This is a genomic window from Pseudomonas lactucae, assembly GCF_036688725.1.
GTDB lineage: Bacteria > Pseudomonadota > Gammaproteobacteria > Pseudomonadales > Pseudomonadaceae > Aquipseudomonas > Aquipseudomonas lactucae.
Map to the genome: position 1 here is coordinate 242,645 of NZ_JAQQPT010000008.1, position 12,301 is coordinate 254,945.

Below are 12,301 nucleotides of genomic sequence, written 5' to 3' on the forward strand. Positions count from 1 at the left end.
GCTGACAACAGCGGCCCGTTCGAGGAGATAGCATGATCGTTCGTCCCGTACGCAGCAGCGATTTACCGGCCCTGATTGATCTGGCGCGCAGCACCGGCACCGGCCTGACCACCTTGCCGGCCAACGAAGAGCGCCTGACCCACCGCGTGGGCTGGGCCGAAAAAACCTTCCGCGGCGAAGCCGGGCGCGGGGATGCCGACTATCTGTTCGTGCTGGAAAACGACGAAGGCCGCGTGGTGGGTATTTCCGCCATCGCAGGTGCCGTGGGCCTGCGCGAGCCCTGGTACAACTTCCGGGTGGGCCTGACGGTCAGCGCCTCCCAGGAGCTGAATATCTATCGCGAGATTCCGACGCTGTTCCTGGCCAACGACCTCACCGGCAATTCCGAGTTGTGCTCGTTGTTCCTGCATGCCGATTACCGCAACGGCCTCAACGGCCGCATGCTGGCCAAGGCGCGCCTGTTGTTTATCGCGGAGTTCCCGCAACTGTTCGGCAACAAGATCATCGCCGAGATGCGCGGCGTGTCCAACGAGGCCGGGCGTTCGCCGTTCTGGGAAAGCCTGGGCCGGCACTTTTTCAAGATGGAGTTCAGCCAGGCCGACTACCTCACCGGCGTCGGCAACAAGGCGTTCATTGCCGAGCTGATGCCGAAGTTTCCGTTGTACAGCTGCTTCCTGTCCGAGGATGCGCGCAACGTGATCGGCAAGGTGCATCCGGACACCGAACCGGCGCTGAGCATGCTCAAGAGCGAAGGCTTCAGCTATCAGGGCTATGTCGACATCTTCGACGCCGGCCCGGCGGTGGAATGTGAAACCGCCAAGATCCGCGCGGTGCGCGACAGCCAGTCGTTGGTGTTGGCCATCGGCACGCCCGGGGACGACACCACGCCGTTCCTGATCCATAACCGCAAGCGCGAAGACTGCCGTATCACCGCCGCGCCGGCCCGCCTGGCCGCGGGCACCCTGGTGGTTGATCCACAGACCGCCAAGCGCCTGCAACTGGTGGTGGGTGATCAAGTGCGCGCCGTACCGTTGTCCGCTGCTCGGGAGTCGAAATAATGAATTCGCTGTATATCGCAGGAAGCTGGCTGGCCGGCCAGGGTGAGTTGTTTGAATCACGCAACCCAGTGACCCAACAAGTGCTGTGGGCCGGCAATGGCGCCAGCGCCGAGCAGGTCGAGTCTGCCGTGCAGGCGGCGCGCCAGGCGTTTCCGGCATGGGCGCGGCGCTCGCTGGAAGAGCGCATCAGCGTGCTGGAGGCCTTCGCCAACACCCTTAAAAGTCGCGCCGATGAAATCGCCCGCTGCATCGGCGAGGAAACCGGTAAACCGCTGTGGGAGTCGGCCACCGAAGTCACCAGCATGGCCAACAAGATCGCGATCTCGGTGCAAAGCTACCGCGAGCGCACCGGCGAGAAGAGCGGCCCCCTGGGTGACGCCACCGCCGTATTGCGCCACAAGCCCCACGGCGTGGTGGCGGTGTTCGGTCCTTACAACTTCCCTGGGCACTTGCCCAACGGGCATATCGTCCCGGCCTTGCTGGCGGGTAACACCGTGCTGTTCAAGCCGAGCGAGCTGACCCCCAAGGTCGCCGAACTGACCGTGCAGTGCTGGATCGAAGCCGGTCTGCCGGCGGGCGTGTTGAACCTGCTGCAAGGCGCGCGGGAGACCGGCATCGCCTTGGCGGCCAACCCAGGCATCGACGGTTTGTTCTTCACCGGTTCCAGCCGTACCGGCAATCACCTGCACCAGCAGTTCTCCGGGCGCCCGGACAAGATCCTCGCGCTGGAAATGGGCGGTAACAACCCGCTGGTGGTGGATGAAGTGGCCGACGTGGATGCGGCGGTCTACACCATTATCCAGTCGGCGTTTATCTCGGCCGGCCAGCGTTGCACCTGCGCCCGCCGCCTGCTGGTGCCGCAAGGCGCCTGGGGCGATGCATTGCTGGCGCGCCTGGTGGCGGTCAGCGCCACGATTGAGGTAGGCGCATTCGATCAACAACCGGCGCCGTTCATGGGCTCGGTGATTTCCCTCGGTGCGGCGAAAGCCTTGATGCAAGCCCAGGAATTGATGCTGGCCAACGGCGCCGTGGCGTTGCTGGAAATGACCCAGCCCCAGGATCAGGCCGCCTTGCTGACCCCAGGCATCATCGACGTCACCGGCGTGGCCGAGCGTGAAGACGAGGAACTGTTCGGCCCGCTGCTGCAGGTGATTCGCTACGCTGATTTCGAAGCGGCGATTGCCGAGGCCAACAACACCCAGTATGGGTTGGCTGCCGGTTTGCTGTCGGACTCCGAAGCGCGTTACCAGCAGTTCTGGCTGCAAAGCCGCGCCGGCATCGTCAACTGGAACAAACAACTGACCGGCGCCGCCAGCACCGCGCCGTTCGGTGGGGTCGGGGCCTCGGGCAACCATCGCGCCAGTGCCTACTACGCGGCGGATTATTGCGCGTACCCGGTGGCGTCGCTGGAGACCCCGAGTTTGGTAGTCCCCGCCACGCTAACCCCCGGTATTACGCTGGCCTAAATGTGGGAGGGAGCAAGTCGAATCGTCGCACCGCCCCTCCCACATTGATTTGTGGTGTATTCAAGTAATTTGAAACCTATAAAAACAGATGTTCGTGGAGCCTCGCCGATGAAATCCTATGAAGTCAATTTTGACGGTCTAGTGGGGCCGACCCATAACTACGGCGGTTTGTCCTTCGGCAACGTCGCGTCCCAGAGCAACAGCCAGCAACATTCCAACCCCAGGGAAGCGGCGTTGCAGGGCCTGCAGAAAATGAAGGCCCTGATGGACATGGGCTTTGTGCAAGGCGTGCTCGCTCCTCAGGAACGCCCGGACGTGGCGGCCTTGCGCGGCCTGGGTTTCAGCGGTACCGATGCCCAGGTGATCGAGCAGGCGGCCAGGCAGGCCATGCCGTTATTGGTCGCGAGCTGCTCGGCGTCGAGCATGTGGGTGGCCAACGCCGCCACCGTCAGCCCCAGTGCCGACACGGCTGACGGTCGCGTGCATTTCACGGCCGCCAACCTTAACTGCAAATACCACCGCAGCATCGAACACCCGACCACCAGCCGTGTGCTGGGGGCGATGTTTGCCGATGGCAAGCACTTCGCCCACCACGCCGCATTGCCGGCGGTGGCGCAGTTCGGTGACGAAGGCGCCGCCAACCACACGCGTTTCTGCCGTGAATATGGCGAGGCGGGCGTGGAGTTTTTCGTGTTCGGGCGCAGCGCCTTCGACCCGCGTTACCCCGCGCCGCAGAAATACCCGGCGCGCCAGACCCTCGAAGCCTCCCAGGCCGTTGCGCGCCTGCATGGCCTGAAGGAGGGTGGCGTGGTCTACGCCCAGCAGAACCCGGCCGTGATCGATGCCGGTGTGTTCCACAACGACGTGATCGCGGTGGGCAATGGCGAAGTGCTGTTCTATCACGAGGATGCGTTCCTCAACACCGAACAGATGCTCGCCGAGCTGCACGGCAAATTGGGCGCGCTGGGTGGCAACTTCCAATCGGTGTGCGTGCCTCGTGCCCAGGTCAGCGTCGAGGACGCGGTGCGCTCCTACCTGTTCAACAGCCAGTTGCTGACCCGCCCTGACGGCTCGATGTTGCTGATCGTGCCCGAGGAGTGCCGCGCCAACGAACGCGTGTGGCGCTACTTGCAAGGCCTCACCGCCTCCGGTGGGCTGATCCGCGAAGTGAAGGTGTTCGATCTCAAGCAAAGCATGCAGAACGGCGGTGGCCCGGCATGCCTGCGTTTGCGTGTGGCGCTGAACGAAACCGAGCTGGCGGCGGTGAACCCAGGGGTTATCATGACCGCGCCGTTGTATGACACGCTGACCCAGTGGGTCGACAAGCACTATCGTGACAGCCTGCGCGAAACCGACCTGGCTGACCCGCAATTGCTGCTTGAGTGCCGCACGGCATTGGATGAACTGACGCAAATCCTTAAACTGGGCTCGGTTTATCCGTTCCAGATCAATTAACGCCGCACGGCTGAGACATTTTATTTATGACCGATACCCTGAAACTGATCCTTGAAGACACCGACGGCACCCAGCTGGAAACCTCCTGCACCCGCGTTGCCGTGGTCTGGCAGGGCAAGGAGATCTGGATCCAGCACGACGGCCGTGGGCAACTGCTGATCGGCGTGGACGTGGAAGAAGGCGACGCCGAGTACGCCAACCTGCTGATGCGCCCGCTGGCCACCAACCTGATGAGCCTGCAACTGGAAATGGAACCGGCCGACGTCGAAGGTGATGACGACGATCACGTCCACGGCCCAGGCTGCAACCACTAAGGAAGCTGCGTATGCTCGCCCTCGGCAAACTGCTTGAACTGACCCTCGCCGGTCGCGAACCGGCGCAAAAAATTCAACTGACTGTCGACGGCGTGCAGATGCGCTGGCTCAGCGAGGGCGCGCTCGAAGTGCGCCCGCCGCAGGCTCGGGACAACGGCTGCGACCTGCTGCTGTCGTCCGGCATCCATGGCAACGAAACCGCGCCGATCGAACTGCTCGACCGCCTGTTGCATGGCATCGCCCGCGGGGAGATCAAGCCCCGTACCCGTATTCTGTTTCTGTTCGGTAACCCCGAGGCCATGCGCCGCGGTGAGCGTTACCTCGAACTGGACGTCAACCGGCTGTTCAACGGCCGGCATGAAAGCAACATCGGCCCCGAAGCCATGCGCGCCGCCGAGCTTGAACAGCTGGCGCGCAGCTTTTTCAGCCAGCCGGGTCGCTCGCGCCTGCATTACGACCTGCACACCGCCATTCGTGGTTCGAAGATCGAGCAGTTTGCGCTGTACCCGTGGAAGGACGGGCGCCAGCACTCGCGGCGTGAGCTTGCGCGCCTGCGCGCGGCCGGCATGGAGGCGGTGCTGATGCAGAACAAGGCCTCGATCACCTTCTCGGCCTTTACCTACGAGCAGCTGGACGCCGAGGCCTTCACCCTGGAACTGGGCAAGGCGCGGCCGTTCGGGCAAAACCAGGGGGTGAACGTTTCGCGCCTGGAGCTACGCCTGCAGCAGATCATCGAAGGCACCGAGCCCGAGACTGACAACCTCGACGGCCTGCAACTGTTCGCCGTTGCCCGCGAAGTGATCAAACACAGCGACGCGTTCCTGTTGCACCTGCCGGCAGACGTGGAAAACTTTTCGGAATTGGAAAAAGGTTATTTGCTGGCCGAAGACGTGGCCAAGACGCGCTGGGTGATCGAGGAGGAGGGCGCACGCATCATCTTCCCCAACCCGAAGGTCAAGAACGGCTTGCGCGCGGGGATATTGATCGTGCCGACCACGGATGCCGGATTGGCATAGTTCCTGAGGTCTGGTGAGATCCAAATGTGGGAAGGGGCAAGCCCCTTCCCACATTGGTTTTGCAGTGTTGCTTAGACCGCTACCGCACGCGGCTCGCTGCGACGGATCGCGCGTACCTTGTGCAGGGTGTCGGCGCAGGTGCGCGCCGCTTCCTGGCCCTTGTGCACGAAGTGATCGTGGAAGAACGCATGGTGCTCGCTGCCCGCATGGAAGTGATGTGGGGTCAGCGATACCGAGAACACCGGCACTTCCGTTTCCAGCTGCACCTGCATCAGGCCGCTGACCACCGATTGGGCGACGAACTCGTGACGGTAGATGCCGCCGTCCACCACCAGCGCGGCAGCCACGATACCGGCGTAGCGGCCGGTCTTGGCCAGCAGTTTGGCGTGCAGGGGCATTTCAAAGGCGCCGCCGACTTCGAAGAAGTCGATGTCCGATTCCTGGTAGCCCTGGACGAGCATTTCGGCGAGGAAGCCTTTGCGCGATTGGTCGACAATATCCTTGTGCCAGCAGGCCTGGATAAACGCGACGCGCTCGCCGTGATGGTTTTTGCTTTTGCTGTCGATAGCGGTGGGTTGCATGTTCTGACTCCTGTTTAAGAAAAAAACAGGGCGTTATGAATCGAATGGGATTTAAGGGTACGCGTGCGCAAACAGGCGCGCGGCCCTTAGGTGCCAATCCCGTTCTCTCTTCATCCGGACTATGACCGTCGGCCCCGGGATCACACCGGGTCTGCTGACCTTGTCGTCGTCCTGCGTGAGCAGTTCAAGACGCCAAGCGCTCGCGGGCTATACACATTGCGTGTAATTACCGCCGGTGGGGAATTGCACCCCGCCCTGAGAACGTTGCCACCAGAACCCTGGCGGCGGAGAGTTTTTAACATGGTTTTTCAAAAACTGCACGAGCGCCGTATCGATACCCTATATCGGTTTGTTTGGTTGGTATTCGATTGAATGCATACGGGGCTTGATATTCCGTGGCGTTGCCCGCAGTAATCATCACTACGACAGCATGCCCACCCCCTCAGAGGCCAGTTTGATGACTGTGATAGACCTGCGCAGCGACACCGTGACCCAACCCACCGCCGGCATGCGTGATGCGATGGCCAGTGCCGTCAGCGGCGACGACGTCTACGGTGAAGACCCCAGCGTCAATCTGTTGGAAGCCGAACTGGCCAAGCGCCTGGGGTTTGCGGCGGCGCTGTTCGTGCCCACCGGCACCATGAGCAACCTGCTGGCGTTGATGGCCCACTGCGAGCGCGGCGAGGAATACATCGTCGGTCAGCAGGCCCACACCTACAAATACGAAGGCGGTGGCGCAGCGGTGCTGGGCTCTATCCAGCCACAGCCGCTGGAGGTGCAGGCGGACGGCTCTCTGGACCTGAGTCAAGTGTTGGACGCCATCAAGCCCGACGATTTCCACTTCGCCCGCACCCGCCTGCTGGCCCTGGAAAACACCATGCAGGGCAAGGTGTTGCCGTTGGAGTACCTGGCCAGGGCGCGCGCCTTCACCCGTGAGCACGACCTGGCCCTGCATTTGGATGGCGCGCGCCTCTACAACGCCGCGGTCAAGCTTGGGGTCGACGCGCGGGAGATTGCCCGGCATTTCGATTCGGTGTCGGTGTGCCTGTCCAAGGGCCTCGGTGCGCCGATTGGTTCGGTGCTGTGCGGCTCCACGGCGCTGATCGCCAAGGCTCGCCGGTTGCGCAAGATGGTCGGCGGCGGCATGCGCCAGGCTGGCTCCCTGGCGGCGGCGGGGCTGTATGCCCTGGATCACCAGGTGCGGCGCCTGGCCGACGACCATGCCAACGCCCAGTGGCTGGGGGATGAACTGCGCAAGGCCGGTTACGACGTGGAGCCGGTGCAGACCAATATGGTCTACGTGCAGATCGGCGACCAGGCCCAGGCGTTGAAGGCCTTTGCCGACGAACGCGCGATCAAGTTGAGCGTCGCGCCACGCCTGCGTATGGTCACTCATCTGGATGTCAGCCGGGCGCAGATGGAGCAGGTGCTCAAGGCGTTCGTCGATTTTTCGCGCAAATGAGCCTGCAGACCGTCTAATTGAACTGCTCTATCGCATAAACACGCTGTACCACCGGCAAAGGGCCGATATAATGCGGCCTTTTGCCGTCGCTCCGTCTGATGATGTTGCGCACTGGCCTTTGGCCGCAGCCTCCGTGGAAGAACCTAATGAAAAGCGCAGAAATCCGTGAAGCCTTCCTTCGCTTCTTCGAAGAGCAAGGTCACACCCGTGTCTCCTCCAGCTCCTTGATCCCAGGCAATGACCCCACCCTGCTGTTCACCAACGCGGGGATGAACCAGTTCAAGGACTGCTTCCTGGGCCAGGAAAAGCGCGCTTACACCCGCGCCACCAGCAGCCAGAAGTGCGTACGCGCCGGCGGCAAGAACAGTGACCTGGAAAACGTCGGTTACACCGCTCGCCACCACACATTCTTCGAAATGCTGGGCAACTTCAGCTTCGGTGATTATTTCAAGAAAGACGCGATTACCTTCGCCTGGACCTTCCTGACCGGCGTGTTGAAGCTGCCCAAGGAAAAGCTCTGGGTCACCGTGTACGCCACGGACGACGAAGCCTATGACATCTGGACCCAGCAAATCGGCGTGCCCGTCGAGCGCATGATCCGCATCGGCGACAACAAGGGCGCGCCGTACGCCTCCGATAACTTCTGGACCATGGGCGATACCGGCCCGTGCGGGCCCTGCACCGAGATTTTCTACGATCACGGCGCCGACATCTGGGGCGGCCCACCGGGCTCGCCGGAAGAAGACGGTGACCGTTACATCGAGATCTGGAACAACGTGTTCATGCAGTTCAACCGCACCGCCGACGGCGTGTTGCATCCGTTGCCGGCGCCGTCGGTCGACACCGGCATGGGCCTGGAACGGATCAGTGCGGTGATGCAGCACGTTCACTCCAACTATGAAATCGACCTGTTCACCAACCTGTTGAGCGCCTCGGCGGCGGCCATTGGTTGCGCCAATGAAAGCCAGTCCTCGCTCAAGGTGGTGTCGGACCACATCCGCTCCTGCGGCTTCCTGATCGCCGACGGCGTGCTGCCGTCCAACGAAGGCCGTGGCTATGTGCTGCGCCGCATCATCCGTCGCGCCTGCCGCCACGGCAACAAGCTGGGCGCTACCGGCAGCTTCTTCTACAAGATCGTGGCCGCGCTGGTGGCCGAGATGGGCGATGCCTTCCCGGAACTCAAGCAGCAGCAGGGCAATATCGAGCGCGTGCTCAAGGCTGAGGAGGAACAGTTCTCCAAGACCCTGGAACACGGCCTGAAAATTCTGGAACAGGACCTGGCCGAGCTCAAAGGCACCGTGGTGCCGGGCGACGTGGTGTTCAAGCTCTATGACACCTACGGTTTCCCGATGGACCTGACCGCCGACATCGCCCGTGAGCGCGAGCTGACCATCGATGAGGCCGGTTTCGAGCGGGAAATGGAAGCCCAGCGCGTGCGTGCGCGTTCGGCCAGCTCTTTTGGCCTGGACTACAACACCCTGGTCAAGGTCGACGTGGCCACCGAGTTCACCGGCTACAAGGCGACCGTGGGCTCGGCCAAGATCGTGGCCCTTTATAAAGATGGCAAGTCGGTCGATGTGTTGAACGAAGGTGACGAAGCCGTTGTGGTGCTGAACCAGACCCCGTTCTACGCCGAGTCCGGTGGCCAGGTCGGTGACTGTGGTTTCCTGAGTTCGACGTCCGGTCGTTTTGAAGTGCGCGACACCACCAAGACCGGCGGTGCGTTCCTGCATCACGGTGTGCTGGTGCTGGGCAACCTGACCATTGGTGCGCCGGTCGACACCCAGGTCGATGCCGACGTACGCCACGCCACTGCGCTGAACCACTCGGCGACGCACTTGCTGCACGCCGCGCTGCGCCAGGTATTGGGCGACCACGTTCAGCAGAAAGGTTCGTTGGTCGACAGCCAGCGCCTGCGTTTCGACTTCAGCCACTTTGAAGCGATCCCGCCCGCGCAGATCAAGGCCCTGGAAGATATCGTCAACGCCGAGATTCGCAAGAACACCGCCGTGCAAACCGAAGAGACCGACATCGAGACCGCCAAGGCCAAGGGCGCCATGGCGCTGTTTGGCGAGAAGTACGGCGACAGCGTGCGCGTACTGAGCATGGGCGGCGATTTCTCGGTAGAACTGTGCGGCGGTATCCACGCCAACCGTACCGGCGACATCGCCTTGCTGAAAATCATCAGCGAAAGCGGCGTGGCGTCGGGTGTGCGTCGTATTGAAGCGGTCACCGGCGCTGCGGCGCTGGCGTACCTCAATGCGGCCGAAGAGCAACTCAAGGAAGCGGCCAGCCTGGTCAAGGGCAGCCGTGACAACCTGATCGACAAGCTGTCCGCTGTGCTGGAGCGCAACCGTGCGCTGGAGAAACAGCTGGAGCAACTGCAGGCCAAGGCCGCCAGCGCGGCGGGCGACGACCTGTCGGCTTCGGCGGTGGACGTCAAGGATGTGAAAGTCCTGGCGGCACGCCTGGACGGTCAGGATGGCAAGGCGTTGTTGGCCCTGGTCGATCAGTTGAAGAACAAGCTCGGCCGCGCAGTGATCCTGCTCGGCAGTGTCCATGAGGATAAGGTCGTGCTGGTTGCCGGTGTAACCAAAGACCTGACTGGCCAACTCAAGGCCGGTGATTTGATGAAGCAAGCCGCTGCGGCAGTGGGCGGGAAGGGCGGTGGTCGTCCGGACATGGCGCAAGGCGGTGGTGTGGACGCCGGTGCCCTGGATGCGGCCCTGGCCCTGACCGTGCCGTTTGTCGAGGCAGGTATTTAAGGCACTGTTAACCGGCCCGTGATTCAGTCGCGGGCTGTTCAGTGTGGGTTGATTGGATATTAGGCGCCCCTTTACGGGCTGAGGCGGCTTGGAAATGGCTTTGATCGTACAGAAATTTGGAGGCACCTCGGTCGGCTCTGTCGAAAGAATCGAGCAGGTGGCCGACAAGGTTAAGAAATTCCGCGATGCCGGCGATGACCTGGTCGTGGTGCTGTCGGCCATGAGCGGCGAGACCAATCGCCTGATCGATCTGGCCAAGGCCATCAGCGGCGACCAGCAACCGCTGCCGCGTGAGCTGGATGTGATCGTGTCCACCGGCGAGCAAGTGACCATCGCGTTGCTGGCCATGGCGTTGAACAAGCGTGGCGTGCCGGCCGTGTCGTATACCGGCAGCCAGGTGCGCATCCTCACCGACAGCGCACATACCAAGGCGCGCATCCTGCAGATCGACGATCAGAAAATTCGCACTGATCTGCAAGCCGGTCGCGTGGTAGTTGTAGCGGGTTTCCAGGGTGTGGACGAGCAGGGCAACATCACCACCCTCGGGCGTGGCGGTTCGGACACCACCGGCGTGGCCCTGGCGGCAGCGCTCAAGGCTGACGAATGCCAGATCTATACCGATGTGGACGGCGTCTACACCACCGATCCTCGCGTCGTGCCCGTGGCCCAGCGCCTGGACAAGATTACCTTTGAAGAGATGCTGGAAATGGCCAGCCTCGGTTCCAAGGTATTGCAGATTCGTGCGGTGGAGTTCGCCGGCAAGTACAACGTTCCGCTGCGCGTATTGCACAGCTTCAAAGAGGGGCCGGGCACCCTCATTACTATTGATGAAGAGGAATCCATGGAACAGCCGATCATTTCCGGCATCGCTTTCAACCGCGATGAAGCCAAGCTGACTATCCGTGGCGTGCCAGACACCCCGGGCGTCGCGTTCAAGATTCTGGGCCCTGTCAGCGATGCGAATGTCGAAGTCGACATGATCGTGCAGAACGTCTCGCACGATAACACCACCGACTTCACCTTCACCGTGCACCGCAACGAATACGATGCGGCGTTGAAAATCCTGCAGAACACCGCGAGCGAGATTGGCGCCCGTGAAGTGATCGGCGATACCAAGATAGCCAAGGTCTCGATCGTGGGTGTGGGTATGCGTTCCCATGCCGGCGTTGCCAGCCGTATGTTTGGAGCTCTGGCCAAGGAAAGTATCAACATCCAGATGATCTCCACCTCGGAAATCAAAGTCTCGGTGGTGATCGAAGAAAAGTACCTGGAGCTGGCTGTACGCGCGCTGCACACCGCTTTTGAGCTGGACGCTCCGGCCCGACAGGGCGAGTGACGTAATGCCAGGAAGGCGCGGTCTACCGCGCCTTTGCTTTTTTTGTAGGGCGCATGGTCTTTTACGTGCGCTCGACAATACTTAGGGGGTTAGGACGGTGACCATCCGGTCGCGGGTCGAACGCCTTTTTTTGCAGACTGTTGTTCCTGAATGAAATGCGTGAGGAGAAAGGTATGCTGATTCTGACTCGTCGGTGCGCAGAAAGCCTGATTATCGGTGATGGCGAAATCACCGTGACCGTGCTCGGCGTCAAAGGCAATCAAGTACGTATCGGGGTTAACGCTCCGAAAGAGGTAGCGGTCCATCGCGAGGAAATCTACCTGCGGATCAAGAAAGAGAAGGACGAAGAACCAAGCCTTTAATTTTTATCGTTTTTTATGTTTGCAAACGGGGATGAACGTGGTTAATATACGCCCCGTGTTGCGGAGAGCTGGCCGAGTGGCCGAAGGCGCTCCCCTGCTAAGGGAGTACACCTCAAAAGGGTGTCGGGGGTTCGAATCCCCCGTTCTCCGCCATTATTTGCTTAGTACGTTGCAATCTGGTTTTTTCGTTAAGTGGTTGAAATTAAACGAAAAAATAGCTTTACATAGAGATTGAACGGCCTATAATGCGCGGCAACAAATGCACTCGTAGCTCAGCTGGATAGAGTACTCGGCTACGAACCGAGCGGTCACAGGTTCGAATCCTGTCGAGTGCACCATTTAAGAGTTGGTTGCAGCAATGCAGTTAGCTTGGCTTCAACCAGTTGTGATCTGGTCTAAAAACACACTCTGCACTCGTAGCTCAGCTGGATAGAGTACTCGGCTACGAACCGAGCGGTCACAGGTTCGAATCCTGTCGAGTGCACC

Annotated in this window: 10 protein-coding genes, 3 tRNA genes and 1 riboswitch; of the genes, 12 read left to right on the forward strand and 1 reads right to left on the reverse strand. The window is 61.3% G+C overall.

What is annotated here, in order from left to right:
- The first annotated feature begins 32 nt into the window (after positions 1-32).
- The 5 genes from astA to astE all read left to right on the forward strand — a co-directional run bounded on the left by astA (position 33) and on the right by astE (position 5,309).
- Positions 33-1,058: an arginine N-succinyltransferase gene (gene astA, locus V6M90_RS11830; protein ID WP_332846506.1), complete on the forward strand. Its 1,026-nt coding sequence runs from the start codon at positions 33-35 to the stop codon at positions 1,056-1,058.
- Positions 1,055-2,524, forward strand: a complete 1,470-nt coding sequence (gene astD / locus V6M90_RS11835; RefSeq protein ID WP_332846511.1) for a succinylglutamate-semialdehyde dehydrogenase — start codon at positions 1,055-1,057, stop codon at positions 2,522-2,524. The genes astA and astD overlap by 4 nt, the downstream gene beginning before the upstream one ends.
- A gap of 108 nt (positions 2,525-2,632) precedes the next feature.
- On the forward strand, positions 2,633-3,979 hold the full coding sequence (gene astB, locus V6M90_RS11840; protein ID WP_003175652.1) for an N-succinylarginine dihydrolase: 1,347 nt from the start codon (positions 2,633-2,635) through the stop codon (positions 3,977-3,979).
- 26 nt (positions 3,980-4,005) lie between these two features.
- Positions 4,006-4,293, forward strand: coding sequence for a hypothetical protein (locus V6M90_RS11845; protein ID WP_003175651.1), 288 nt, complete (start codon positions 4,006-4,008; stop codon positions 4,291-4,293).
- An 11-nt stretch (positions 4,294-4,304) separates the two neighbouring features.
- Complete coding sequence (gene astE / locus V6M90_RS11850; RefSeq protein ID WP_003175650.1) at positions 4,305-5,309, forward strand: succinylglutamate desuccinylase; 1,005 nt, start codon at positions 4,305-4,307, stop codon at positions 5,307-5,309.
- Positions 5,310-5,380: 71 nt separating this feature from the next.
- Here astE and V6M90_RS11855 read toward each other — a convergent pair whose 3' ends face one another.
- Entirely contained in the window at positions 5,381-5,890 is a 510-nt protein-coding gene (locus V6M90_RS11855; RefSeq protein WP_003175649.1) for a 6,7-dimethyl-8-ribityllumazine synthase, read from the reverse strand.
- Positions 5,891-5,987: 97 nt separating this feature from the next.
- A riboswitch (FMN riboswitch) is annotated at positions 5,988-6,157 on the reverse strand.
- A 190-nt stretch (positions 6,158-6,347) separates the two neighbouring features.
- Here V6M90_RS11855 and ltaE point away from each other — a divergent pair.
- From ltaE to V6M90_RS11890, 7 genes are all read left to right on the forward strand, one after another.
- A complete protein-coding gene (ltaE, locus tag V6M90_RS11860) occupies positions 6,348-7,352 on the forward strand; it encodes a low-specificity L-threonine aldolase (RefSeq protein WP_042945165.1) in 1,005 nt (334 codons plus the stop codon).
- Positions 7,353-7,498: 146 nt separating this feature from the next.
- Positions 7,499-10,117 carry an alanine--tRNA ligase gene (alaS, locus tag V6M90_RS11865; protein ID WP_003175647.1) on the forward strand — a complete coding sequence of 873 codons (2,619 nt, stop codon included), beginning with the start codon at positions 7,499-7,501 and terminating at the stop codon, positions 10,115-10,117.
- Between the two features lie 94 nt (positions 10,118-10,211).
- Positions 10,212-11,453, forward strand: a complete 1,242-nt coding sequence (locus tag V6M90_RS11870) for an aspartate kinase (protein ID WP_003175646.1) — start codon at positions 10,212-10,214, stop codon at positions 11,451-11,453.
- A 173-nt stretch (positions 11,454-11,626) separates the two neighbouring features.
- A complete protein-coding gene (gene csrA, locus V6M90_RS11875; protein ID WP_003175645.1) occupies positions 11,627-11,815 on the forward strand; it encodes a carbon storage regulator CsrA in 189 nt (62 codons plus the stop codon).
- Positions 11,816-11,877: 62 nt separating this feature from the next.
- A tRNA-Ser gene (locus V6M90_RS11880) sits at positions 11,878-11,968 on the forward strand.
- 108 nt (positions 11,969-12,076) lie between these two features.
- Positions 12,077-12,153, forward strand: a tRNA-Arg gene (locus tag V6M90_RS11885).
- 72 nt (positions 12,154-12,225) lie between these two features.
- Positions 12,226-12,299, forward strand: a tRNA-Arg gene (locus V6M90_RS11890).
- Positions 12,300-12,301 lie beyond the last annotated feature (2 nt).

Excerpts from the sequence above, each read along its gene's own strand:
- astA (WP_332846506.1), top strand. The coding sequence starts at position 33 with ATGATCGTTCGTCCCGTACGCAGCAGCGATTTACCGGCCCTGATTGAT.
- ltaE (WP_042945165.1), top strand. The coding sequence starts at position 6,348 with ATGACTGTGATAGACCTGCGCAGCGACACCGTGACCCAACCCACCGCC.
- V6M90_RS11855 (WP_003175649.1), bottom strand. The coding sequence starts at position 5,890 with ATGCAACCCACCGCTATCGACAGCAAAAGCAAAAACCATCACGGCGAG.
- alaS (WP_003175647.1), top strand. The coding sequence starts at position 7,499 with ATGAAAAGCGCAGAAATCCGTGAAGCCTTCCTTCGCTTCTTCGAAGAG.
- astE (WP_003175650.1), top strand. The coding sequence starts at position 4,305 with ATGCTCGCCCTCGGCAAACTGCTTGAACTGACCCTCGCCGGTCGCGAA.
- csrA (WP_003175645.1), top strand. The coding sequence starts at position 11,627 with ATGCTGATTCTGACTCGTCGGTGCGCAGAAAGCCTGATTATCGGTGAT.
- V6M90_RS11845 (WP_003175651.1), top strand. The coding sequence starts at position 4,006 with ATGACCGATACCCTGAAACTGATCCTTGAAGACACCGACGGCACCCAG.
- V6M90_RS11870 (WP_003175646.1), top strand. The coding sequence starts at position 10,212 with ATGGCTTTGATCGTACAGAAATTTGGAGGCACCTCGGTCGGCTCTGTC.
- astB (WP_003175652.1), top strand. The coding sequence starts at position 2,633 with ATGAAATCCTATGAAGTCAATTTTGACGGTCTAGTGGGGCCGACCCAT.